This is a genomic window from Paraburkholderia sp. 2C (assembly GCF_054589215.1).
On record NZ_BAAILL010000049.1, the window covers coordinates 56041 to 79390 of the forward strand.

Annotated in this window: 20 protein-coding genes, 1 tRNA gene and 1 pseudogene; 7 read left to right on the forward strand and 15 right to left on the reverse strand. The window is 64.7% G+C overall.

Going from position 1 to position 23350, the window contains the following annotated elements; all coding sequences use genetic code 11:
* The first annotated feature begins 22 nt into the window (after window positions 1–22).
* From ACYPXD_RS24600 to ACYPXD_RS24620, 5 genes and pseudogenes are all read left to right on the forward strand, one after another.
* A tRNA-Ser gene (locus ACYPXD_RS24600) sits at window positions 23–112 on the forward strand.
* 312 nt (window positions 113–424) lie between these two features.
* Window positions 425–661 (forward strand): annotated as a pseudogene (locus tag ACYPXD_RS24605) (CoA transferase); the annotation flags it as partial.
* A 67-nt stretch (window positions 662–728) separates the two neighbouring features.
* Window positions 729–1145, forward strand: a complete 417-nt coding sequence (locus ACYPXD_RS24610) for a hypothetical protein (RefSeq protein WP_459717190.1) — start codon at window positions 729–731, stop codon at window positions 1143–1145.
* 206 nt (window positions 1146–1351) lie between these two features.
* Window positions 1352–1885 carry an energy transducer TonB family protein gene (locus tag ACYPXD_RS24615; protein WP_459717192.1) on the forward strand — a complete coding sequence of 178 codons (534 nt, stop codon included), beginning with the start codon at window positions 1352–1354 and terminating at the stop codon, window positions 1883–1885.
* A 468-nt stretch (window positions 1886–2353) separates the two neighbouring features.
* The gene (locus ACYPXD_RS24620; RefSeq protein WP_459717195.1) at window positions 2354–3661 is read left to right on the forward strand and encodes an MFS transporter; all 1308 of its coding nucleotides are present in this window, start codon (window positions 2354–2356) and stop codon (window positions 3659–3661) included.
* A gap of 487 nt (window positions 3662–4148) precedes the next feature.
* On the opposite strand, the gene ACYPXD_RS24625 is transcribed toward ACYPXD_RS24620, so the two are convergent.
* Both ACYPXD_RS24625 and waaC read right to left on the reverse strand, forming a co-directional pair.
* The gene (locus ACYPXD_RS24625; protein WP_459717197.1) at window positions 4149–4310 is read right to left on the reverse strand and encodes a hypothetical protein; all 162 of its coding nucleotides are present in this window, start codon (window positions 4308–4310) and stop codon (window positions 4149–4151) included.
* 170 nt (window positions 4311–4480) lie between these two features.
* Entirely contained in the window at window positions 4481–5500 is a 1020-nt protein-coding gene (gene waaC / locus ACYPXD_RS24630; RefSeq protein ID WP_459717199.1) for a lipopolysaccharide heptosyltransferase I, read from the reverse strand.
* Window positions 5501–5847: 347 nt separating this feature from the next.
* Here waaC and ACYPXD_RS24635 point away from each other — a divergent pair, with 347 nt between their 5' ends.
* Window positions 5848–7377, forward strand: coding sequence for a chloride channel protein (locus ACYPXD_RS24635; protein ID WP_459717201.1), 1530 nt, complete (start codon window positions 5848–5850; stop codon window positions 7375–7377).
* Window positions 7378–7437: 60 nt separating this feature from the next.
* Here the strand turns inward: ACYPXD_RS24635 and ACYPXD_RS24640 are convergent, their stop codons facing one another.
* The 4 genes from ACYPXD_RS24640 to minC all read right to left on the reverse strand — a co-directional run bounded on the left by ACYPXD_RS24640 (window position 7438) and on the right by minC (window position 10004).
* The gene (locus tag ACYPXD_RS24640) at window positions 7438–7740 is read right to left on the reverse strand and encodes a YXWGXW repeat-containing protein (RefSeq protein ID WP_459718488.1); all 303 of its coding nucleotides are present in this window, start codon (window positions 7738–7740) and stop codon (window positions 7438–7440) included.
* Window positions 7741–7970: 230 nt separating this feature from the next.
* On the reverse strand, window positions 7971–8225 hold the full coding sequence (gene minE / locus ACYPXD_RS24645; protein ID WP_219799227.1) for a cell division topological specificity factor MinE: 255 nt from the start codon (window positions 8223–8225) through the stop codon (window positions 7971–7973).
* 13 nt (window positions 8226–8238) lie between these two features.
* Window positions 8239–9054: a septum site-determining protein MinD gene (gene minD, locus ACYPXD_RS24650; RefSeq protein ID WP_459717204.1), complete on the reverse strand. Its 816-nt coding sequence runs from the start codon at window positions 9052–9054 to the stop codon at window positions 8239–8241.
* A gap of 92 nt (window positions 9055–9146) precedes the next feature.
* Window positions 9147–10004, reverse strand: coding sequence for a septum site-determining protein MinC (gene minC / locus ACYPXD_RS24655; RefSeq protein WP_459717206.1), 858 nt, complete (start codon window positions 10002–10004; stop codon window positions 9147–9149).
* Between minC and ACYPXD_RS24660 the strand changes: the two genes are divergently transcribed.
* Window positions 9952–10200 carry a hypothetical protein gene (locus tag ACYPXD_RS24660; protein ID WP_459718532.1) on the forward strand — a complete coding sequence of 83 codons (249 nt, stop codon included), beginning with the start codon at window positions 9952–9954 and terminating at the stop codon, window positions 10198–10200. The two genes, minC and ACYPXD_RS24660, sit on opposite strands and share 53 nt — an antisense overlap.
* A 69-nt stretch (window positions 10201–10269) precedes the next feature.
* On the opposite strand, the gene ACYPXD_RS24665 is transcribed toward ACYPXD_RS24660, so the two are convergent.
* The 9 genes from ACYPXD_RS24665 to ACYPXD_RS24705 form a co-directional block, all read right to left on the reverse strand.
* On the reverse strand, window positions 10270–10803 hold the full coding sequence (locus tag ACYPXD_RS24665) for a GNAT family N-acetyltransferase (protein ID WP_459717208.1): 534 nt from the start codon (window positions 10801–10803) through the stop codon (window positions 10270–10272).
* A gap of 249 nt (window positions 10804–11052) precedes the next feature.
* A complete protein-coding gene (gene map, locus ACYPXD_RS24670; RefSeq protein WP_459717211.1) occupies window positions 11053–11838 on the reverse strand; it encodes a type I methionyl aminopeptidase in 786 nt (261 codons plus the stop codon).
* Between the two features lie 95 nt (window positions 11839–11933).
* The gene (locus tag ACYPXD_RS24675; RefSeq protein WP_459717213.1) at window positions 11934–13397 is read right to left on the reverse strand and encodes a monovalent cation:proton antiporter-2 (CPA2) family protein; all 1464 of its coding nucleotides are present in this window, start codon (window positions 13395–13397) and stop codon (window positions 11934–11936) included.
* A gap of 191 nt (window positions 13398–13588) precedes the next feature.
* Complete coding sequence (locus ACYPXD_RS24680) at window positions 13589–14221, reverse strand: PqiC family protein (RefSeq protein WP_459717215.1); 633 nt, start codon at window positions 14219–14221, stop codon at window positions 13589–13591.
* 8 nt (window positions 14222–14229) lie between these two features.
* Window positions 14230–15849 carry a PqiB family protein gene (locus ACYPXD_RS24685; protein ID WP_459717217.1) on the reverse strand — a complete coding sequence of 540 codons (1620 nt, stop codon included), beginning with the start codon at window positions 15847–15849 and terminating at the stop codon, window positions 14230–14232.
* Window positions 15833–17248: a paraquat-inducible protein A gene (locus tag ACYPXD_RS24690; protein ID WP_459717219.1), complete on the reverse strand. Its 1416-nt coding sequence runs from the start codon at window positions 17246–17248 to the stop codon at window positions 15833–15835. Before ACYPXD_RS24690 ends, ACYPXD_RS24685 begins: the two co-directional genes overlap by 17 nt.
* A complete protein-coding gene (locus ACYPXD_RS24695) occupies window positions 17245–18729 on the reverse strand; it encodes an efflux transporter outer membrane subunit (RefSeq protein WP_459717221.1) in 1485 nt (494 codons plus the stop codon). Before ACYPXD_RS24695 ends, ACYPXD_RS24690 begins: the two co-directional genes overlap by 4 nt.
* Before the next feature lies 1 nt (window position 18730).
* Entirely contained in the window at window positions 18731–22006 is a 3276-nt protein-coding gene (locus tag ACYPXD_RS24700) for an efflux RND transporter permease subunit (RefSeq protein ID WP_459717223.1), read from the reverse strand.
* The gene (locus ACYPXD_RS24705; protein WP_459717226.1) at window positions 22006–23304 is read right to left on the reverse strand and encodes an efflux RND transporter periplasmic adaptor subunit; all 1299 of its coding nucleotides are present in this window, start codon (window positions 23302–23304) and stop codon (window positions 22006–22008) included. The genes ACYPXD_RS24700 and ACYPXD_RS24705 overlap by 1 nt, the downstream gene beginning before the upstream one ends.
* Window positions 23305–23350: the final 46 nt, after the last annotated feature.

Consider the following 23350-nt stretch of genomic DNA (forward strand, 5'->3'; position numbering starts at 1 on the left):
TTCAGGTTACAATTTCGGGCTCGGAGGGCTGGCAGAGCGGTTGAATGCACCGGTCTTGAAAACCGGCAAGGCTTTACGGCCTTCGTGGGTTCGAATCCCACGCCCTCCGCCAGTCATACCAGCGAAACGGGCCTTTCCATCCGGACGGCCCGTTTTTCATTTCCGCGCCCTTCGTCCTAGCCCCCCAATTGTTCAACGAATACGATAAACCTACACGAACAATTCGATCCTCGTTATATACAACCAGATATAACATGAGACCTTCATGACCGGTACGAGGCACAATGAAGGAGATAGACCAGTCGCTCATCTACGAGCCGGCAATCCGGTCATTGGGAATGCAGAATTAATTCCGGACTCGGTCGCGCTCATCGAGGACGCGCACAGCATCACATAGCGTCAACTCAATACCGACACGAGCCGGCTCGCCAATGCGCTCGCCGCGCTCGGCAAACCCATCATGCCGGTACTCAACTACGCGAAGGCGACGCAGCACCCTCACGTCCAAGCACGCGGCATGCTACTGACCGATGCCGACGGGCATTGTCATCTGAATACGCCGATCCGCTTCGTGCACGAACCGGGCGAACCGGCACTGAAGGTCGCGGCGCTGGGCGAGCATACGCAAACGGTGCTGGGCGCCCCGCAGCACCATCGGTAAAGCGCCGATACAATTGAGAGATCCCTTCCTTGCATCGCCTTTCCCCATCCGAAGGAAGGAGGCTGCAATGCTCAAAACTGCTCTCATTGCCGCAGCGGCGGCTGTCATCCTGACAGGCTGCGTCGCCGCCCCCGGCTATTACTACGGCTATCCGTACGGCCCCTACGACGCGTACGACCCGGGTTACGCCTATGCCTACCCTTACGCGTATCCCTATGCATACGGCCCGGGCTATTACCCCTACGCCTACCCGTATCCCTATCCGGCGTTCGGAAGCGTCAGCATCGGCTTCTGGGGCGGCGGCTGTTGCTACTACGGACACGGCTACTACCACCACGGCGGATACTGGCACGGACATGGCGGCGGCTGGCATGGCGGCGGCTGGCATGGCGCCGGCTGGAACGGTGGCGGAGGCGGCTGGCATGGCGGCGGTGGCGGCAGCGGCTGGCACGGCGGAGGCGGTGGCGGTGGCGGCCGGCACTAGTGTGCGTCGCCACGCAATAGCCGCACGCCACGCGTAGTCCGGACACACCTCCGGACACACCTCCGGACACACCTCCGGACACACCTCCGGGCACACCACGAGGCGATCGTTCGTTGCCCCTCGCATCCGTACGAACATCTATTGAATCGCGGTGCGCCTGCACTACGATCGCTGTTAGCGGCGCCCCGCCGCAGCAGAGATCGAAGATGCCCGATCGCAACCGTCACCTCCGAGCAATCCTTGCCGGCAACGGCTCTTCCGTTGCGCGTGCCCTTCCGGCCGCACGCACCACTGCATTGCTGCTGATTTCGCTTATCGCCTACGCGTGTACGTTCACACCTCCGGAACGGCCGGTCGCGACGGTACCGCTCGCGGCAATCAACAGCGCGACGCTCGACCAATATCGCAGCGCCGTCGCAAGACGCATCATGGAGCGCAATCCGTCATACGTGCTGCAAGGCACGCCGCAGGCGATGCTGCGCTCGCTCGTCGTCGTGACTTTTGTGGTCGACAGCCGCGGGCAGATCGTCGCGTCGTCCGTGTATCGCACGAACGGCGACGACGAAGCGGAAAGCACCGCGCTCGCGACGCTGCGCCGCGCCGCCCCCCTGCCGCAACCGCCCGCAAAACTGCTCGACCGCGCCGGCCACCTCGAATTATTCGAAGACTGGCTCTTCAACGATAACGGCAAATTCCAGTTACGCACCTTTGCCGCGCCGCAAGCGCAAACCCTCGATTGACGCAGCAAAGGCAGGGCAAACGAAGCCCACACGAAGAAACTACGACGCATAAACAACAGACAAGCAGGCGGCAAACGGAGGAAAGCCAAACGAAAACCGCTCTTTAATGTCGCCGTGCCTTGCTGTCGATATAATTCGACCACTCCCCGCCGGAGACTTCCGGCACCGCTTTCGCCGCGCCGCCATCCGCCCGCGCCGAACAGCCTGGTCGCCGCGTGCCGCGTTATCCGCGCGTTCGCCCGCCCGCCTTGCATCGTCTGGCACGCTGCCGCAACGAGGAGTAGCCCGACAGGTATGCCGCGCAGGAATAGCGCCCGCCTGTTGCACGCCAGAAGTCGCAAGCTGCCTCACCCCGGTATCCCATCCAACAACGGTGCGCCGACACTACGGCCGGCAGCGCGCGTATCGTGCGATCCATACGTCGAACACGCCTGCACGCGGTCGCACCATCGATACGGAGTTTTACGCATGTCCTCACCGCCGCTTTCAAGCGCAGGCCCGAACCTCGGGCAGCAACAAGGCACGGCGCGCATCATCTTTGCGAGCTTCATCGGCACCGCAATCGAGTTCTATGATTTCTATGTGTACGCGACCGCCGCGGCACTCGTGATCGGACCGGTGTTTTTCCCACATGGATCGGCAACGGCGCAGGCGCTGTCCGCCTTCGTCACGTTCGGCATCGCGTTTGTCGCGCGGCCGATCGGCTCGTTCCTGTTCGGTCACTTCGGCGACCGCATCGGCCGCAAGTCGACGCTCGTCGCATCGCTGCTCGTCATGGGTCTGTCGACCACGCTGATCGGCTTCGTGCCCGGCTACGATGCAATCGGCAGTCTCGCGCCGATCCTGCTGTGCGTGCTGCGCTTCGGCCAGGGCATCGGTCTCGGCGGCGAATGGGGCGGCGCGGCGCTGCTTGCCACGGAAAACGCGCCGGCCGGCAAGCGCGGCTGGTTCGGCATGTTCCCGCAACTGGGACCGTCGGTCGGCTTCCTCGCCTCCAACGGGCTGTTCTTCGGCCTCGCGCTCACGCTCTCCGACGAACAGTTTCGCAGCTGGGGCTGGCGCGTGCCGTTTATCGTCAGCGCCGTGCTCGTCGTGCTCGGCCTCTATGTCCGGCTGAAGATCGCGGAAACGCCGGCGTTTCGCGCGGCCATCGAGCGCCAGGAGCGCGTGCGCGTGCCGATCGCGACGCTCATCTCGCGCTACGGGTGGCCGACGCTGCTCGGCTCGCTCGCAATGGTCGTCTGCTACACGCTGTTCTATATCTCGAGCGTGTTCTCGCTGTCGTACGGCGTGTCCGCGCTGCACTTCACGCGTCAGGGCTTTCTCGGCATGCTGTGCGTCGCGGTGGTGTTCATGGCGCTCGCGACGCCGCTGTCCGCCTGGGCAAGCGATCGCTTCGGCCGCAAGCCCGTGCTGATCGTCGGCATTCTCGTCGCGGTCGCATCGGGTTTCACGATGGAACCGCTGCTCGGCAGCGGCTCGACGCCGCTCGTGCAGCTGTTCCTCATCATCGAGCTGTTCCTGATGGGCGTCACGTTCGCGCCGATGGGCGCGCTGCTGCCCGAGCTCTTTCCCACCAACGTGCGCTATACCGGCGCAGGTGTGTCATACAACCTCGGCGGGATACTCGGTGCGTCGGTCGCGCCGTATATCGCGCAGCTGCTTGCCGCGCATGGCGGTCTCTCGTGGGTGGGCGGCTATGTGTCGGTGGCCGCGCTCGTCAGCCTGTTCGGCGTCGTCTGCATGCGTGAGACGCGCGATGCGCGACTGATGTAAATCGAAGAAAAAACCCGGGCGCGCCGTCTGCGCCCGGGACCCGTCATCGCGTCAGCGGCCGGCACGACGCGCCTCCCTGTCGATCGTCACGCCGGCCACGCGATGCGCGGCACCACTAGTAGTAGTAACCGTGGTGGTGATATCCGCCGCCGTCGTACGGCACCACGACACACCCTCCCAATGCGGTGGCCAGCAACGCCCCTGTAATCAACGTCGCAATCAAGCGCTTCACTTCACGTTTCACAGCGTTCTCCCATCGAGTCAGTGTCGTTATTCGAGTGCATCCCGAATGCTTCCGATTGAACACGAACGTCAGAACGGGGACCGTTGCAATTTGTAAGCAGCCTTGGAGTATCTGTTACACGGACGATGCCGCGCGCAGTGCGCCTTGCGGTAAAGATGGGCACCGAAGCTCGCCGTTGAAGCACAGGCGCGCCGCGCGAGCAAACGATGACGCTCGCGACCTTGCCGAAGCGCCGCTTCCGGCTCAATCAAAAGCGACAGTTTTAACAAGCGTGTAATCGAGTTCGGCGCCGAGTTTGACGTATCCATCGCGCGCCGAGGCGCCTGCCGTTTCGTGTTCAAGTCCGATGGAACTCCGCGCACGCGGCACAGTCTCTATCAGTGCAGTGCCTGATTGTTTGTTCATTGCAGTGTTTCCTCTCCGCCCGCGTGAGCAGCGCGAGCGTTCTCGAGGCGTAGCGATTCAGCCGCCCATCGAATCGGGCGACTGCGCGCTACGCCTCTTTTTCTTTTTCGGCCAGCACTTGTCCAGCGAGCGCTTTTCGGGCGTGCGCGGTTTGCGAAAGCGGGAGAAGTTCAGGATGCGGCGATGGGGCGCGCCGGCGGGTTGCGCGGCTCGCCATCCGCGGGCGGGTTGCTGTGCACATAGTCGATCGCCGCGATCGCGCGTTCGACGGGCGGCACCGAATGGCCATCGCCGATCGATGTCGAGCGATACGGCGCTTCATTGCCGAAGTGCGTAGGCGACGTGGCGATAAAGATCATCACCGTGCGCTTGCCGAGCGCATGCGCGAGATGCACGAAGCCCGTATCGACACCGATAACGAACGCCGATGCATCGACCAGTTGCGCAATACCGGTTACGCTCAGTTGCGGCAGCACCTGCGCCTGCGGCACCGCTGCGACGATCTGCCCGGCTTCCTTGCGCTCGCCTTCCGAACCCCACGGCAACACGACACAAAAGCCGCGCCGCACGAGATCGGCCGCCACCGCGACCCACGACGCAATCGGCCATTTCTTGTCGTCTTTGGAGGTTGCGTGGAACAGCACCGCGAGCGGCTTGCCTCCCGCATCGACGACGGGCTGCGCGGCAGGCGGAATACGCAGGTTATAGACCGCCGGGCCGTCTGCGCGATAACCGAGCGCATCGGCGACGGTATCGCGCATGCCTTGCCATGCATTGGCATCGTGGCGCGGCGCGAAGCGGCGCGTGTAGGCGAACGCGGCGCCCTGCTCGCCGAGATTCGTCGCGTGATAGCCGAAGCGCACCTTCGAGCGCGTGAGAAACGCGATGATCGCGCTCTTGTAGACGCCGTGAATATCGACCACCACGTCATAGCGATACGCGCGCAATTCGGCAATCGATGCGGCAATCGCCTTGAAGTCGGCCCAGCGGCGCGCCTTCTTGAAGCGGCGCAGCGGCGCGCACAACACGCGGTCGACGCTCTGGTTCCAGCACGCGACTTCCGCGTGCGCGTCGTCGCAGGCCCAGTCGACCGCCACGCCCGGAAACGCGCGCTTGAGGTCGGCCACGACCGCCTGTGCCTGAATGACGTCGCCCAGTGACGTGACCTTGACGACCAGAATTCGCTTCATTGATAACCCTGTTTCTCGCGGCGATGCCGGGCCCATGGTAGCCGGCCCTCGAATGCGTATGCGATGCGCGTCGCCCTTCCGGTCGCGAGCGTGTTGGCGCGGAACGCTTGCCCGATCAAGCTCGCGGCCAGATGCAGGATTTTAACCCGGGCGTGCGCGGCCGCCGCGCACGGATAAGCGGCCGGCGAAACAGCACGCCATGCACGCATCGATGCAACGCACATGTATGGGCCAGATCCAGGGGCCAGCTTATTTCAGCGGGCTTTCAACAATACGCCGCGCATCGTGCGCCGCTATAATTCACGCTTCGCCACCGCCCGCGTTGCTTGCGCATATTCGCCTACGCCATGCTGAGGACACCCATCCCACTGTCGTCGAACATCGTCCGGCATACGAAACGGCTCTGGCGCCAGTACGGCATCTTCTGGCTCGGCGCCATCGCCGTCGGCCTCGCCGCTGTCTACTACGCACGGCTGATCGACTGGGGCTACAACACATTTCTCGAGCAGCAGCACGAACGCCCGTGGCTGCCGCTTTTCATCACACCCGCCATCGCCGCGGCCGCCGCGTGGCTCACGCGACGCTTCTTTCGCGGTGCCGAGGGCAGCGGCATCCCGCAAGTGATCGCCACGCTGCATACGCGGCCTGCCGAGACGGGCGCGCGGCTTCTCACGCTGCGCATCCTGTTCGGCAAGGTGCTCGTGTCGTTCCTCGGCATTCTCGGCGGCTTCACGATCGGCCGCGAGGGCCCGACCGTGCAGGTCGGCGCCGCGCTGATGTTCAACCTGCGCCGCTTATACCCGCGTTCGACCGCGATGATCGAACGCCAGCTCGTGCTCGCGGGCGCCGCTGCGGGCCTGTCCGCCGCGTTCAACACGCCGCTCGCCGGCATCGTGTTCGCCATCGAGGAGCTCACGCGCAGCTTCGAAGCACGCGCGAGCGGCGTGCTGATTACCGCCATCATCATCGCCGGCGTGATCGCGCTCGGGCTCAACGGCAACTACACGTACTTCGGCACGATCAATGTCGGCGCACATTTTCCCAATGCGCTCGCGCTAGCGGTGCTGCTCACCGCGGTGGTAACCGGTATTGCGGGCGGTATCTTCGGCTGGCTGCTGCTCAATACGTCGCGCTGGCTGCCTGCGCCGCTCGTCAAGCTCAATGCCGAGCGTCCGGTGGTCTTCGCGGCGCTATGCGGACTCGTAATCGCCGTGGTGGGCCTGATTTCCGGCGGCACGACGTTCGGCAGCGGCTACGCGGAAGCGCGCGGCCTGCTCGACGGCCGCGAGCAATTGTCGATGTTCTATCCGCTGCTGAAGATGGTGTCGATGATCGGCTCGTACCTGCCCGGCATTCCGGGCGGTATCTTCGCGCCGTCGCTGTCGATCGGCGCGGGCTTCGGCAACGTGCTGCATATGGTGTTCAACGGCATGCAGCTGCAGATGCTGATCGCGCTTGCGATGGTCGGCTATATGGCCGCCGTCACGCAATCGCCGATCACGTCGTTCGTGATCGTCGTCGAAATGATCAACGGGCATGCGCTCGTGATCTCGCTGATGGCAACCGCGCTGGTCTCGAGCCGCGTCTCGGCTTTCTTCACGCCGCCGCTCTATGAGACGCTCGCGCGGCGCTATATGGCGCCGCCGGCGCCGCCCGCCACGGCTGGGGCCGGGTCTGCGACTGCCGCGGCCGCACACGATGTGCCGGAGCCGCTCGCGCACGCGGCGCCTTCGAACCCGAACGCTGACGCTTCGAACACGAACGCTGACGAAGCGTCAGCGCACGACGATGCGACGACGGATGCGCGTGACGACGCCAACGGCGATGCCCGGACCGCTCCGCCCGAAGACGAGGACGCGGATACGCCGCGGCGCTGAACGGCGACCGTGAGTGCGAGGGCACGGCAAGCCCGCGCCGCGTGCCCCGCCTTGCGCTCGTTACGCCCAGTGCCCGGGCACCCATTGCCAGTTTGGACCGCGCGCCACCCAATGCCCGGGAATCCAGCGATAACCGACTCGCGCGACCTGCCAGTGTCCAGGCACCCACACGTAACGGCCGCGAGCCCAGCGCCAGTGCCCGTGATCCCAGACATAGCCTGCACGCGGCGGCGGTACCGGCTCGTAGCGCACGGGCGGCGGCGCGTTCGGCGTGACCACGACGACGGCCGCGGACGCGGCCGACGGCAATACGAGGACGGCAGCCGACGCGCCCGCCGCGGCAAGCGCCAACTGGATAAGCAATCGATAAGACGTCTTCACTTTTTTCACCTCTTTCGATAAGCGCCGAATCGCGGCGTTATCGCTTCAATGCGCGAGGTGACAGGAACGCTGACAACGGGCGTGTTACCGCGTGGCCCGAAATGCAACCGATTATTTCGGCCGCCGGCGCATACGAACGGCCGGCAACGCGCAGGCAACAGCAATGCTTGCGGCGTGCTCACGCCGCAAGCGGGACAAACGAGGCAGACGCATCAAGCCTGCGGAATCTCGATCTTGACCTCGAGCACTTCGAGGTCGTCGTGACGTTCGAGATTGACGCGGATATCGTCGTCGGAGATTTTGACGTACTTCGAAATCACAGCAACGAGTTCGCGTTGCAACGCCGGCAGATAATCGGCGGGGGCATGGCCGCCGGCACGTTCGTGCGCAATGATCAGCTGCAGGCGTTCCTTCGCTACCGACGCGGATTTCTTCTTCTCGCCCAGCAAAAACGAAAGAATCGACATACGTGCGCCTCCCTTACTTGGTGCCGAAGAGGCGCTGCAGCAGGCCTGGCTTCTGGTAATCGGTAAAGCGCAGCGACTTCTGTTCGCCAAGGAAGCGCGAAACGACGTCCTTGTACGATTCAGCGACGTCCGTGCCGTCGAGGTGCACCGCCGGCAAACCCTGGTTCGACGCGTGCAGCACCGCCTCGGACTCCGGAATCACGCCGATCAGATCGATGCGCAGAATTTCCTGAATATCCGACAGCGACAGCATCTCGCCTTCGCTGACGCGTTTCGGGTTGTAGCGCGTGATCAGCAGATGCTCCTTGATCGGCTCCTTGCCTTCGATCGCACGTTTGGTTTTCGATGACAGAATGCCGAGAATGCGGTCCGAGTCGCGCACCGACGACACTTCGGGGTTCGTCACGATCAGCGCTTCGTCGGCGAAGTGCATCGCGAGCAGCGCGCCCGATTCGATGCCGGCCGGCGAGTCGCAGACGATGTACTCGAAGTCCATCGCGATCAGGTCGTTGATCACCTTTTCCACGCCTTCCATGGTCAGCGCGTCTTTGTCGCGCGTCTGCGAGGCCGGCAGGATGTACAGGTTCTCGAGCTTTTTGTCCTTGATCAGCGCCTGGTTCAGGTTCGCTTCGCCCTGGATCACGTTGATCAGGTCGTACACGACGCGGCGCTCGCAGCCCATGATGAGGTCGAGGTTGCGCAGGCCGACGTCGAAGTCGATCACGGCGGTCTTGTGGCCGCGCAACGCGAGGCCCGACGAGAAGCTCGCGCTCGTGGTCGTCTTGCCTACGCCACCCTTGCCCGAAGTCACCACAATGATTTTTGCCATTGGCCTTTACCTTGTATCCGTCGATTTTGTGAATTGATAAATCCGGCATCCGGTTGCGCATGCGGTGCATGCATGCAGCACACCGCGGCGCACTAGGTGAGCCGCAGCGGTTCGATCATCAGCTTTTCGTCGTCGAGCCAGATCTGCACCGCCTTGCCCTGCACGTCGGCGGGCAGCGGGTTTTCGGTCGTCCGGTAAATGCCCGCGATCGAAATCAGCTCCGGTTCGAGACAGGTGCAGAAAATGCGCGCATCGTGATTGCCGTGCACGCCGGCGAGCGCGCGGCCGCGCAGCGGTGCATAGATATGAATGTTGCCTTCCGCGATGATTTCCGCGCCGTGGCTCACGAGACCGAGCACGACGAGGTCGCCCTTCGCATAGATCCGCTGCCCCGAGCGCAGCGGTTTATCGACGACCATGGTTTGCGACGACGCTCCCGACGCGCCGGTCAGCACCGGTTCGGCAGGCTGGCTCGCGGACGCGAGAGCCGCAGGGCCTCCCTCCGAGGCCGCAGACCGGCTTTCCGATGCGGCGGCTGGATCGGCAGCCTCCCCCGGCGCGGAGGCCGGCTCAAGCGCTGGATCGGCCGCCTGCGCTTCCTCTTCGCCCGCGGCCGTCTTTGCATTCGGCCGGCGATCGCGTGCTTCGAGCAGCGGCAGATTGGCCTCGCTCACCCACGCGTGCTGCGCCGCATCGGCGACCACGCCGACCGGGCGCATGCGCACGCTGTCGAGCAGCGCGGCGATCTCGGCGAGCGGCACACGCTCGCTTTCGGCGAGGCGGCGCACGTCGATCGCGACGACGTCATTGGCGAAAAATTCGGGGGTCGCCTCGAAGCGGCGCGTGAGTTCGGCGCGCATTTCGCCGAGGTCGGTGGTTTTGACCACGAACAGAAGCGTGTCCACCGCACCGCTGCGCAATTCGAAAAAAGGCGATTTCCTGGGCGACATAGCGTTCGGCAAAAAATTTTGCGTATTTTACAGGGGTCCTGGCGCGCGTCGAACTTTTTCGCCCGAACTTTCGTCGACCGATGGCGAAACGGACGCAGCAACACGGCTAAAACGTGCGGACGTGCACGATTGGCGTGGCCGGCGCGATCACCGCAATCGCCGTGACGGCGCGCATGAGCGAACACGCAACGGATAAGACGAATGCACGAAGCGCGCGGCAAGTAACGCAAAAACCCGTACAGCGCCTCGCGCCGCGACGCCCCGCTCACCCCGCCGGCGGCACCGGCACAGGCGTCACATGGCGCACCAGTTGCGATTCCCACTGGTCCCGCGCGCGCGCGGTCGGCCGATGGTCGCCGGTGGGACCGAAGCCGAGGCGCTCGTAGAAGCGCATCGCATTGCGATTGCTGTCGGCGATCCAGGCATACACTTCGGTCGCGCCGCCACGCGCGAGCCACTCGCTGGCGGTATTGACGAGCAGTTCGCCGCCGCGCAGATGGCGCACCGCCGGCGCGACCCACAGTTCGCTCACGAATGCGCGGCGCGCGGGCGTGTCGTCGAAACACGCATCGATCACGCCGGCCGGATGGCCTTCCGTGTAAAGAATGAAAGTCGTGGACGTGACGGAGGCCGCATTGAGCGCGGCCTTCGCGTCGAACGTGGCGGCATCCGCGGACAATGCTTCCTCCAGCGTGTCGCCGAATGCGTAGGGCGCCTCCCGTAACGATGCGGTACGGAGCTCGCGAAAGACATCGCCCTGATCGGCAGTAATGCGCGCAACGGTGAGTGACGGACTCATTGGAGAGGTAGACCCCGGATCTGAAAGCGTAAAACCGGGCGTGACACGCCTGAACCCCGGCCTCAATCGAGGTGCGAAGAAAACGCAGCCTCGAAGCAGTATAAAACCCAAACCCTGCCGCATTTGCACATACAAACCGGCACGAAGCGTTGCCCCGGCTTCGACCTGACCCTTTCCGCTAGCGGTATAGCCTAACCGAACGGCCGGGCGAGTCAAATCCTTATTTGAGACATCGGCGGCACACCGCGCTCACGGCGACTCGTAGCGGCCGGTGCCATCGGGCCACGGCGTCAGCAGCTCGAAGCCGTCGTCGGTGACCGAGATCATATGCTCCCATTGCGCGGACAACGATCGGTCCTTGGTCACCACGGTCCAGCCGTCGCGCATCACGACGGTGCTGGCACGGCCCGCATTGACCATCGGCTCGATGGTAAACACCATGCCGGGCTTCAGGCGCAGCCCTTGCCCCGGCTGGCCGTAATGGAGCACCTGCGGGTCTTCGTGATAGACCTTGCCGATGCCGTGTCCGCAGTAGTCGCGCACGATCGAAAAACCGTCGCGTTGCGCGACCTTCTGGATGGCGCTGCCGACATCGCCGAGCGTCGCACCGGGCTTCACCTGACGAATGCCCGCGAGCATCGCCTCATACGTGGTGTCGATCAGCTGCTGCGCGACGCGGCTCGGCTCGCCGACCGTGTACATGCGGCTCGTATCGCCGAAGTAGCCGTCCTTGATCACGGCGACGTCGATATTGATGATGTCGCCGTCCTTGAGAACCTCATTGCGGTTCGGAATGCCATGGCAGACGACCGAGTTGACCGACGTGCAAATGGTTTTCGGAAAACCCATGTAGCCGATGTTGGCGGCAATCGCCTGCTGCGTGTTGACGATGAATTCGCGGCACAACGTATCGAGCTCGTCGGTCGACACGCCGGGCTTCACGTGTTCACCGATCATCACGAGCACGTCGGCGGCCAGCCGGCCGGCGATACGCAGCCTGGCGATGTCATCAGGAGTCTTGTAGGTAATGGCCATTGCGCAAAAACGGTGCGGTGTGCGGCACGCGTCGCGTGGCGCGTCACCCGGTTATCGACCAGTCATTGTACCGAGTCTCCTGACGACGCATTTTTTCAGCCGGGCTCGTTGGGGCTGTCGGCGGTCGATGCAGGTCCCGTTCCCGGCGCGGATTCGCGCACTTTTCGGTCGGCTGCGGGCGCTGTCGGCGGCGCGTGCATCGCCGCTTTGGGGCTCGCATCAGGGCTCGCATCAGGGCTCGCATCAGGGCTCGCATCAGGGCTCGCATCAGGGCTTGCCGCAGGACTTGCAGCAGGACTTGCCGCAGGACTTGCCGCAGGACTTGCCGCAGGGCTTGCCGCAGGATCCGCAGCGGGGCCCGCGGCGGCGTTCACGGCGGGGCTGACGTCAGCGTTGACGCCATCGCCTGCCGCCGCCATCAGCCGCCGCAACGGCAGCAACAGCAGCGGCGTCGTGATCATCGAGATCACGACCGCGAGCGTCACGATCGCCGATGCGCGCGGCTCGACGACGCGCACGGCCAGCGCCGACGACATCACGACAAACGCGAACTCGCCGCCTTGCGAAAGCAGCATGGCGAAGTACGCGCGCTGTCCGCGGGGCACGTTAAAGCGCGGCGCAAGCAGCCAGAGCGCCGCCGCCTTGATGCCGACCACCGCCGCGACGACGACCAGCACGCGCCGCGGATAGCGCACCAGCACGTCGAAGTCGATCGACATCCCGATTGCGATAAAGAAAAGCCCGAGCAGCAAACCCTTGAACGGCGCGATATCGCGCTCGACCTGCTGCTGATAGCCGGAGTCGGCGAGCAGCACGCCGGCAAGAAATGCGCCGAGCGACGTCGACAGATGCACGCCGCGGAACAGCAGCGCGACACCGATCACCCATAGCAGCGCAAACGCGGTGAAAATTTCCGGCGCGCCGGTGCGCGACACGATGCGCAAACCGCGACGCAGCGCGATGCGGCCCACCAGCACCACCGCGGCAAGCATCGCGAGCGCCTTGCCGACCGCGATCCAGTTCTCCGCCACGCTGCCGCCCATATCGATCGGACTCAGAAGCGGCATCAGCGCGACGAGCGGGATCGCCGCGAGATCCTGAAACAGCAGGATGCCGAATGCGGCCTCGCCGGTGGGCGTACCCATCTGCCCGCGCTGCTCGAGCTCGGACAGGGCCATTGCCGTCGACGATAGCGCAAGCGCGAGACCGGCCGTCAAGGCAATCTGCCAGCGCGAGCCGAACAGGAGAAAAATCGCGGTCAGCAGTCCCGCGCACAGCGCCATCTGCACGCCGCCATAGCCGAAGATCGTGCGGCGCAAGGCCCAGAGCCGGCCGACATTCATCTCGAGGCCGATCACGAACATCATCAGCACGATGCCCAGTTCCGAGAAATGCAGGATCGCGTCGACGTCGGTCACGAGCTTCATGACGGACGGCCCGATCATCACTCCGGCGACCAGATAGCCGAGCACCGAGCCGAAGCCAAGCCGGATCGACAGCGGCACGACGACGAGCGCCGCCCCGAGGAACACGACGATATGGAAAATCACGCTTTTCATGGGGACCGCGCTTTAAGGACCGCGCTTTAAAAACTGCGCTTTAGAAACCGCGCTTTAAGCACTGCTTTGAACCGCGCGTGTGGGACCGCTCCAGGACCGCCTCGAAACTGCTTGAGCACCGCTTGAAAACGATGGCGAGGCGCGGAGGGACGAACGACAGGCGCAGCAAGGCGCCTGCCGCGCGCCGCGCGTCAGGACGGCGACGCGCTTCGAATCGCCGCCGCGATGTCGCGGCTGACCGTCGCGAGCGCGCGGCTATGCGCGGCGACGAGCGCGTCGTTGCTGGCCGTCGGCACGGGCTCGCGCGCAACGGTCCGGCCTGAGATGGGCAGCGGCTTGCCCGGCACGCGCACGACCCATTGCGCGTCGACCGTCACCGCGTCGCCGGGCACCGAATCGAAGCGCACGATGTCGACGCGCACCCGCGAAGCGTCGCGCACGAGCGCCGCCTGCCCGGCCACCGAGACCTCCGCGCTGCCGAGCAACTGTTCGAGGTCGGCCGCGATCGTGCGTGCGATGCCGCTTTTCAGCGGCTCGCCCCAGCGCGCGAATTCGTTGAGCGCGACTTCGTTGTCGGACACGCGCGTGACGAGCTGCGGCCGGTCCACGAGTTCCGGCACCGTCACCGGACCGACCACGACTGCGGCCCGCATGGGCGCGCCGGTCGACTGAAGCGAGGCATCGCGACTCAGCGTATAGAAAGAAGAATTCGGCGATTTGCAGCCGGCGAACGCGCAGAGCACTACAGGCACGGCACACGCCGCCAGCAACAGCTGCGCCGCACGAGTGCGCGCCGTCGCTCCGGCATCACTACGCATGTGCATCGAACGCATCACTTTTTGTCCTCCGATTTACCCCGGATCAACGCCTCCGGATGACGTTCGAGATACTCCGCGAGCGTGCGCAGCGACGACGCGGTGCGCGACAGCTCGCGAATCGCATCGGCCGTGTCCTGCTGCAGCGCCGAATCGGGCTGCAGCGCGTTATTGGCCGAGTCGAGCGTCGTGCGCGCCGCCGTCAGCGTGTCGCGCGCCTGCGGCACCAGCTGGGTATCGAAGTTCTGCAACAGCGTATCGGCACGCGCAAGCGTCTGCTGGGCATTCTTGCCGATCGCCTCGAACGGGATCTTGTTCATGCGCGCGATCAGGTCGGTGACCGACTCCTGCAGCGACTGCAACCCGCTCGATACGGTGGGCAGCTCGGGCGGGGTGCGCTCCCAGTCCACTTGCGCCTTCGGCGCGTTCGGGAAGAAATCGAGCGCGACATATAGCTGGCCGGTGATCAGGCTGCCCGTCTTCAGTTGGCCGCGCATGCCGCGCGATACGAGGAAATCGGCCATCTCACGCGGCGAGCGCGACAGCCTGCCGCCCCGCGGCTCGTCCTGGAGACGCGACGTGAAGCGCTCCGGATAGAGCCTCACGGTCACCGGAATGCTGAACTGCTTCGTGACCGGGTCGAAGCGCGTATTGATCGCCGCCACCTCGCCGATCGGAATGCCGCGGAACTCGACCGGCGCGCCGACCACCAGCCCGCGCACCGATTCCTTGAAATTGAACGCGTAGGTCTCGACGATCCGATCGTGCTTCTTCATCGCTTCGGCGCGGTCGCCGAAGAGCTCGAAGGTCGTCTTCGCGGGCGCCTGCGGCTCATCGTCACGTACCTCAGGCGGTGTCTGGAACGCAAGGCCGCCGACCAGAATCGACACGAGCGACTGCGTATTGACCTTCACGCCCTCGGTGTTCAGCGAGACATCCACGCCGCTCGCATGCCAGAAACGCGTGTCCATCACGACGAATTTGTCGTACGGCGCGTTGATGAACACACGCATCGTGATGCCCTTGCCGTTCGGATCCAGCTCATACGACGTGACCTGCCCGACCTGCAGGCGGCGGAAAAAGATCGGCGTGCCGGTCGCGATCGAGCCCAGGTCGTCGCTCTTCAGCACGTATTCGCGGCCCGGCACGTCGCTCGCGATGACGGGCGGCGTCTCGAGACCGACGTAGTCGCGCCGGTCGCGCTTCGAAGTGCCGATGTCCGTGCCGATAAACGCGCCGGAAAGCAGCGTGCTGATACCGGACACCGTGCCGCCCGACACCCGCGGGCGCACCACCCAGAAGCGCGTATCGTCGACCAGCATCTTGGTTGCGTCGCGCGAAAGTTCGGCCGTTGCGATCACGCGCGAATAGTCCTTCGACAGCGCGACGCTCTTCACGACGCCGATGTCGACATCCTTGAACTTGATCTTCGTCTTGCCGGCCTCGAGGCCGTCGCCAGTCTTGAAGGTGATGGTGATGGTCGGGCCCTGCTGCAGAATCGCCTGCGCGGCAAGCCAGACGCCGATCAGCACCGCGACCACGGGCACGATCCAGATCCACTGGACGCGCCAGCGCGAACGCGTCACGGGGACCGCGTCGGGCAGCCCTGGCGGCGGAAAATCAGGAGGACGAGCCATGTGTGGTTTGCCTTGTATCCCAGGTGAGCCGCGGGTCGAATGACATCGCGGCGAACATTGTCAGTACGACGACCGCGCCGAACGCAATCGCCGCGGGGCCCGCGGTGACCGTCGCGAGCGCGTTGAACTGCACGAGTGCGGTGAGGATCGCAATCACGTAGATGTCGAGCATCGACCAGCGGCCGACCAGTTCGACGATCCGGTAGATTCGCGCGCGTTGCACCGGCTGCCAGCGCGAGCGCAGGTTCGCCGACACGGCAAGAAAACCGATCGCGAGAATTTTCAGCATCGGCACCGCGATGCTCGCGATAAACACGAGCACCGCGAGCGGCCACGAACCGGACGTCCACAGATAGACGACGCCGCTCATGATCGTGTCCTTCTGCGCGCCGAACAGTGAGCTGGTGTGCATGACGGGCAGCAGGTTCGCCGGCAGATACAGCACGAGCGCGGCAAGCAGAAACGCCCACGTGCGCGCGAGGCTGTTCGGCTTGCGCAGATGCAGCGGGCTGCCGCAGCGCGTGCAGCGCAGGTCGTGCCGATGGGCGCCGGCAAGCGTCGCCGGGAGCGGCGCGGACAGCAACCCGCAGTCGTGGCACACGCAGCGCAGGCAACCGGCGGCGGTGCGCGCCGGAAACGACGACGCACTGGACGCATGCGCGGCCGGAGACGCGGCCGGCGCAGACGCACCCGCGTCCGCAGCCGCAGGCCCGCCCTGCACGGCGACATCGGGCGGCCCTTCGAGCCGCGCCCACAGATCGCGCGGATCGAACGCGGCGGCCGCCGCGGCGAGCAGCAGCATCAGCGCGCCGAACGACCACAACGCCGTATCGGGAACGACGCTCGCGATATGCGCGAGCTTCACGAGCGAAACGAGCAAGCCGAGAATCAGCACCTCGGTCATTCCCCACGATTGCGCGATATGCAGCAACCGGAACACGAGATCGGCGCGATACGGCCGGCGTCCGAGCCGCAACGGCAACAGCAGCCAAACGATGCCCGCTGCCTGCAGCATCGGCATCAGCAGCGCCGTGAAGAAGATCAGCGCGGCAAGCGGCCACATTCCGTCGCGATACAGCACGCGAACCGAGCCGAACAGCGTGGTCTCGACGAGATCGCCATTGACGGACAGCCCGACGATCGGAAATGCATTGGCGAGCACGAACAGCGCAAGCGCCGCCAGTGCGTACGCAAGCGAGCGGTCGAGGCTGTCCGCCTGGCGCCGGTAGAGTGTTGCCCGGCAGCGGCAACAGCGCAGCACGCCATCGAGCGGCAACGGCTGTTCGTGCTGCAGCAGATCGCACTCGGGACATGCGATCACGCTGGCCGTGCTGCCCACGCCGCCGGAACCATCGTCTCCGGCCGCATTGGCGTCGTACGCGCCGTGTGCGGAGTTCATTTGACGTCCTCTCCTGGTGTGCCGCCGGGCGCGGGCTGCGCGTTGGTGCGCGACGACTGTTGCGTCGTCATGTTTTCCGCATCGATGACCCAGCCGCCGCCCATTGCCTTGTACAGCGACACATATGACGTCAGCACGGCCTGCTGCGTCTGCGTGCGGCTCAGTTCCGCATTGAAAAGACTGCGCTCGGCATCGAGCACTTCGATATAGCTCGTGTAGCCGCCCTCGTATCGCAGGCGCGCCATGTGCGAGTACGTGCGCAGCGCGTCGACCTGACGCCCTTGCGTGACGTACTGCTCGCGCAGCTTCTGTGAAGAGATCAGCGCGTCGTCCACTTCCTGGAACGCGGTCTGGATCGCCTTCTGATACGTGTATAGCGCCTGTTGCTGCTGTGCCTCGGCCTGCTTCACCTGGCCCGTGATATTGCCGCCGGTGAAGATCGGCTGCGTGACCGCGCCGGCAAACGACCATACCTTCGACGGCCCGGTGAACAGGTTCGAGATCTGGCTGCTCTGGGTACCCAGCAGGCCCGTCAGCGAAATCTGCGGGAAGTACAGCGCGCGCGCGGCACCGATCAAGGCGTTCGCGGCGATCAGATCCTGCTCGGCCTGGCGCAGATCCGGGCGGCGCTGCAGCAGGTCGGACGGCAGGCCGGCCGGGATCGCCGGCGTGCCAAGCGCGTTGAGAACCCGGCCGCGGATAATCGGCCCCGGATTGTGGCCGAGCAGCACCGACAACGCGTCCTCCTGTTGCGCAATCGACGCTTCGAGCTGCGGAATCACCGCGGCCGACGCTTCGTATTCGGACTGGCTCTGCGCGAGTTCCATCTGCGACACCTCGCCGCCCTGGAAGCGCAGCTCGAACACGTGTACCGATTCGGCGCGGCTTTGCGTGGTCGCCTTCGCGATTTCAAGCTGCCGGTCGAGACTCAGGAGCGCGATATACGACGAGGCGACCGACGACACCAGCACCAGGATCGTCGCGCGCCGCCCTTCCTCGGTCGACAGCAGGCTGGCACGCGCCGATTCGGTGAGGCGCCGGTTGCGCCCGAACAGATCGATTTCCCATGACGCGTTGAGCTGCGCCTCGAAGTCGTTGAAGATCGATCCGCTGTTCGAAAAGATGGAGGTCGGCCCGGACTGCGTAATGCGCTGGCGCCCCGCACTGAAGCCCGCGCCGACTTGCGGGAACAGCGCCGAGCGCGTGCTCCAGAACTGGCCGAGGAACTGGTCCACGCGCGCGGCGGCCACCTTCACATCCTTGTTGTCGGCCAGCGCCGTGGCGATCAGTTCGTCGAGCACCGGATCGTTGAACTGCTTCCACCATTCGGTGTTCGCGAGATCTTCGGCTTCGTTCTCCTGGAAGCGGAAAGTCGCCGGTGTGTCGACCGCCGGACGCTGATAGTTCGGTCCGAGCAGACACCCCGACAGAATGAACGCGAGCACCGATGCCGCGGCGAGTGAGCGTAGCGGGTGTCGCATGTCATTCATCCTCGCGACGTGCGGACGGCGTCACATGCGGGCCGCCCGAGCCCGGCGTCGGTCCCTGATGCGGCCCCTGATGCGGCCCCGGCGCCGGCCCCGGTCCCGACCCCGAGGCCGGCGTGGACGGCGGCACGTCGCCTGCCGAACCCGCCTTCTTCCCTTTGCGCTTGTCGGACAGCGTCTCCAGCACATAGAAGAACATCGGGATAAAGAACACCGCGATCGCCGTCGCGCCGAGCATCCCGCCGATCACGCCGGTGCCGATCGAATGCCGGCTGTTCGCCGATGCGCCGGTCGCGATCGCGAGCGGCACGCAGCCGAGAATGAACGCGAGCGAGGTCATCACGATCGGGCGCAAACGCTCTTCGGCCGCGAGCATCGTCGCATCGAACACCGACTTGCCGGACTGCCGGTTCAACACGGCGAACTCGAAGATCAGAATCGCGTTCTTCGCCGCCAGCGCAACGAGCATCGTCAGGCCGATCTGGAAGTACACGTCGTTGTTCAGCCCGCGCAGCAGGATCGCAAGCAGCGCGCCGAAGATCGCGAACGGCACCGCCATCAGCACGCCGAACGGCAAATTCCACTTCTCGTACTGCGCGGCGAGAATCAGGAACACCATCACGAGGCCGAATACGAACACGAGTCCCGACGTGCCGCCCGCCTGCTTCGCTTCGTACGCCTCGCCGCTCCACGCGAGCGAATAATCTTGCGGCATCTGCGCGCCGATTTCCTCGAGCGTCTGAATGACCTGTCCCGAGCTGTAGCCCGGCGCCGCATTGGTCGTGATCTTGACGGCCGGATAGTTATTAAAGCGCGTGACGAGGTCCGGCCCGGTCACGTACTTGTACGTCACGACGGACTTCAGCGGCACCATATCGCCGGACTTGCCGCGCACGAACACCTGGGTCAGGTCCTCCGGCTTCAGGCGATACTGCGGCTCGGCCTGCAGGATCACCTGCCACAGCCGGCTGTTGCGATTGAACTGCGAGACATAGAGCGAGCCGAACATCGTCTGCATCGCGCTATACACGGCTTCGACCGGCACACCGAGCGTCGTGGCCTTGTCGCGGTCGACGTTGACCAGCAATTGCTGCGATGACGCGTTGAAGGTCGATGTGACGCCCGACAGCTCAGGGCGCTTCTTCGCCTTCTCGACAAACTCCGCGACCACCGCCGCATACTGCGCGACCGTCGCGTCGCCCTTGCTCTGAATCCACACTTCGGTGCCGCCGGTCGTGCCGAGGCCCGGAATCGCAGGCGGATTGAGCGGCACGATGATGCCCTGCTTCACCTGCGACAGCGCCTTGTACGCGTTGACCAGCACTGCCCGCGCATTCTGCGTGCGGATGTTCGCCGACGAATAGCGCTCGTCGAACGACTTGAAGCCGATAAAGAAGGTGGACGCGTTGTTCTTGTTCTGGCTATCGAGCAGACTGTAGCCGTCGACGGTGGTCACGCTGTCGACCGCCGGCTCCTTCATGAAGTATTCGGTCACATCGTCGGACACGAGCCCGGTGCGGTCGAGGCTCGCCGCGTCGGGCATGATCACCGCGCCAAGCAGATAGCCCTGGTCTTCGGGAGGCAGAAACGCGCCTGGTATCGTGCGCATCATCCAGACGGCAAGCACGATCATGCCGGCGAAAATCAGCAAACCGACCGCAAAGCGCTTGATCATCAGCCGCACGGCGCGCGTGTAGCCGGCCGTCATCCGCGCGAACTGGCGGTCGAACCAGCGGAAGAAGCCGCGCTTTTCGCCGTGGCCCGGCTTGAGCAGCAACGCCGCGAGCGCCGGCGACAGCGTCAGCGCCACGACGCCGGAGATCACCACGGAAATGGCGATCGTAATCGCGAACTGCTTGTACATCTGGCCGGTAATGCCGCCGATAAACGCCACCGGCACGAACACCGCGCACAGCACGAGCACGATCGCGACCACCGGCCCCGCCACTTCGTCCATCGCATGCTTGGCAGCGGTCTTCGGGTCGAGCTTGAGCACGGTCATATTGCGCTCGACGTTTTCGATCACGACGATCGCATCGTCGACCACGATACCGATTGCGAGCACCATGCCGAACAGCGTCAGCATATTGATCGAGAAACCGAGCGCGGCCATGCCCATGAACGTGCCGACGATCGATACCGGCACCGCAAGCACCGGAATCAGCGTCGCGCGCAGGCTCTGCAGGAACACGAACACGACGATCACGACCAGCACCACCGCTTCGAAGAACGTATGCACGACGTCCGTGATCGACGCGCGCGTGAACTCGGTCGTGTCCATCGCGATCTTGTAGTCGATCCCCTCGGGGAACGACTTCTTCATCTCCGCGAGCGTCTTGCGCACCGCGTTCGATACGTCGAGCGCATTCGCACCCGGCTGCTGGTAGACCGCAATCACGGTGGCAGGCTTGCCCTGAAACCTGCTGCGGATCGAATAATCCTTCTGTCCGAGTTCCGCGCGGCCGATGTCCTTCAGCCGCACGATCGCGGCGCCGCCGCTTTGCGCGCGGATGATGATGTTCTCGAACTCCGACGGCTCGGTGAGCCGCCCGGTGGTCGTGACGGCGAACGACTGCTCGACTGCGTTGCCCGTCGGCGACTGGCCGAGGCGGCCGACCGCGAATTGCTGGTTCTGGTTCGCCACGGCTTGCTGCACATCGGCCGCGGTGATGCCCAGTTGCGCCATGCGGTCCGGCCTCAGCCAGATCCGCATCGCGTAATCGGGCGTGCCGAAGATGCTCGACTGGTTCGCGCCCGGAATGCGTTTTAACGCGTCGAGCACGTAAATGTTCGCGTAGTTCGCGATGTAGGTCGAATCGTAACTTTCGGTTGGCGAATAGATGGCGATCACCATCATGAACGCCTGCGATTTCTTCTGAACCGACACGCCCTGCGCCTGCACCGACTCGGGCAATTGCGGCAGCGCGAGGTTCACGCGGTTCTGCACGTCAACCTGTGCGAGCTCGGGGTTCGTACCGATCTGGAAGTAGCAGTTGATCGTCAGGTTGCCCGTCGACGAACTCGACGAACTCATGTAGATCATGTTGTCCGCGCCGTTGACCTGCTGTTCGATCGGGGCGGCAACGTTGTTCGCCACCACGTCCGCGCTCGCGCCCGGATAGGTCGCGGTCACGGTGATTTGCGGCGGCGTGATGTCGGGGTACTGCGCGATCGGTAGCGAGAGCATCGTGAGCGCGCCGCCGAGCGTAATGATGATGGAAATGACCGACGCGAAGATCGGCCGGTCGATGCAGAAGTGGGAGATGTTCATCAGCTTTCTCCCGCCCCCGACGCCGCCGGTGCCGCCGACGCAGGCGTAGCGGCGGCGGGCGGGCCGGAGGCCGGCTTGCCTGCGTTGCCACCTGCCGGCGTGGCCGGCGCGGGGAGATTGCTCGGCGGCGCGATGCCGGTGACCTTGATCGTCGAGTCCGGCGTCACGCGAATCGCGCCGTCGACGATAACGCGCTCGCCGTTGCGCAGGCCGTCGGTGATAAACCAGTCGTCGCCATGCCAGTCGCCGACCTCGACGACGCGCTGATGCGGCTTCGATTCGTTATCGAGCACCCACAAAAAGTGGCTCTTCGAGCCCTGCAGCACCGCCCGCTGCGGCACGAGAATCGCGTTCGGCCGCACCGCGCCCGACACGAGCGCGCGCACGAACTGCCCCGGACGCAGCACCCCCTTCGGATTCGCAAACACCGCGCGCACGAGGAAAGTGCCGGTCTCCGCGCTGAACGCCGGATTCGTGAAATCGATACGGCCTCGCTCCGGGTAGACCGAGCCGTCGGCCTGGACCACGGTCACGTCGAACTTGTTTTCCGGCGGGAAGCGCAACTGTCCCTTTTCGATCTGCTGGCGGTAGCGCAGCAGCTCGTTTTCCGAGATGCTGAAGTTCACCCACATTGGATCGAGCTGATAAACGTAAGTCAGCAAGCCGCCCTGGGTCGGCGTCACATAGCTGCCTTCCTGCTGGCGCGCATAGCTCGACAGACCGAGCAGCGGCGACTTGATGATCGTGTAGCTAAGGTTCAGCTCGGCGGTCTGCACCTGCCCCTTCGCGGCAATCACCGCGGCTTCCGCTTCCTTCTCGTTGCCGATCGCGTCGTCGAGGTCTTTCTTGCTCAATGCGTTTTGCGCGGCCAGCGGCACGACGCGCGCGAGGTTCGCCTTCGTGACCGTGAGCCGCGCCTGCTGCTGCGCGAGCTCGCCTTTGGCGGTCTGCAACGCGGCTTCGAACGGTTTGCGATCCATGATGAACATCGTCTGGCCCGCCTTCACGAGCGAGCCCTCCGTGTACATGCGCTTGTCGAGGAAGCCTTCGACGCGCGCGCGGATCTCCACTTCGCGAGAGCTCTCCGTCTGCGCGGTGAACTCGAAATCGACGGGCGTCGCCTTCTGCTCGACCGTGACAATCGTTACGTCAACGGGCGGCCGTTGTGCCTCGGGTGGCGCCTTCTTGCAGCCGCCCAGCAGCAACACAGCCGCCGCAAACGATAACCACCAGCATGCGCGCCGGCCGCTCAACACAGCGGGCGGCACCGGCACATCGCGCTCAAACGATCGATTCATTACGTTTGCTCCGTCTGATCGCCACGCTCATCGATTGACACGCGGA

Excerpts from the sequence above, each read along its gene's own strand:
- ACYPXD_RS24610 (WP_459717190.1), top strand. The coding sequence starts at position 729 with ATGCTCAAAACTGCTCTCATTGCCGCAGCGGCGGCTGTCATCCTGACA.
- ACYPXD_RS24615 (WP_459717192.1), top strand. The coding sequence starts at position 1,352 with ATGCCCGATCGCAACCGTCACCTCCGAGCAATCCTTGCCGGCAACGGC.
- ACYPXD_RS24620 (WP_459717195.1), top strand. The coding sequence starts at position 2,354 with ATGTCCTCACCGCCGCTTTCAAGCGCAGGCCCGAACCTCGGGCAGCAA.
- ACYPXD_RS24625 (WP_459717197.1), bottom strand. The coding sequence starts at position 4,310 with ATGAACAAACAATCAGGCACTGCACTGATAGAGACTGTGCCGCGTGCG.
- waaC (WP_459717199.1), bottom strand. The coding sequence starts at position 5,500 with ATGAAGCGAATTCTGGTCGTCAAGGTCACGTCACTGGGCGACGTCATT.
- ACYPXD_RS24635 (WP_459717201.1), top strand. The coding sequence starts at position 5,848 with ATGCTGAGGACACCCATCCCACTGTCGTCGAACATCGTCCGGCATACG.
- minE (WP_219799227.1), bottom strand. The coding sequence starts at position 8,225 with ATGTCGATTCTTTCGTTTTTGCTGGGCGAGAAGAAGAAATCCGCGTCG.
- minD (WP_459717204.1), bottom strand. The coding sequence starts at position 9,054 with ATGGCAAAAATCATTGTGGTGACTTCGGGCAAGGGTGGCGTAGGCAAG.
- minC (WP_459717206.1), bottom strand. The coding sequence starts at position 10,004 with ATGTCGCCCAGGAAATCGCCTTTTTTCGAATTGCGCAGCGGTGCGGTG.
- ACYPXD_RS24665 (WP_459717208.1), bottom strand. The coding sequence starts at position 10,803 with ATGAGTCCGTCACTCACCGTTGCGCGCATTACTGCCGATCAGGGCGAT.
- map (WP_459717211.1), bottom strand. The coding sequence starts at position 11,838 with ATGGCCATTACCTACAAGACTCCTGATGACATCGCCAGGCTGCGTATC.
- ACYPXD_RS24675 (WP_459717213.1), bottom strand. The coding sequence starts at position 13,397 with ATGAAAAGCGTGATTTTCCATATCGTCGTGTTCCTCGGGGCGGCGCTC.
- ACYPXD_RS24680 (WP_459717215.1), bottom strand. The coding sequence starts at position 14,221 with ATGCACATGCGTAGTGATGCCGGAGCGACGGCGCGCACTCGTGCGGCG.
- ACYPXD_RS24685 (WP_459717217.1), bottom strand. The coding sequence starts at position 15,849 with ATGGCTCGTCCTCCTGATTTTCCGCCGCCAGGGCTGCCCGACGCGGTC.
- ACYPXD_RS24690 (WP_459717219.1), bottom strand. The coding sequence starts at position 17,248 with ATGAACTCCGCACACGGCGCGTACGACGCCAATGCGGCCGGAGACGAT.
- ACYPXD_RS24695 (WP_459717221.1), bottom strand. The coding sequence starts at position 18,729 with ATGCGACACCCGCTACGCTCACTCGCCGCGGCATCGGTGCTCGCGTTC.
- ACYPXD_RS24700 (WP_459717223.1), bottom strand. The coding sequence starts at position 22,006 with ATGAACATCTCCCACTTCTGCATCGACCGGCCGATCTTCGCGTCGGTC.
- ACYPXD_RS24705 (WP_459717226.1), bottom strand. The coding sequence starts at position 23,304 with ATGAATCGATCGTTTGAGCGCGATGTGCCGGTGCCGCCCGCTGTGTTG.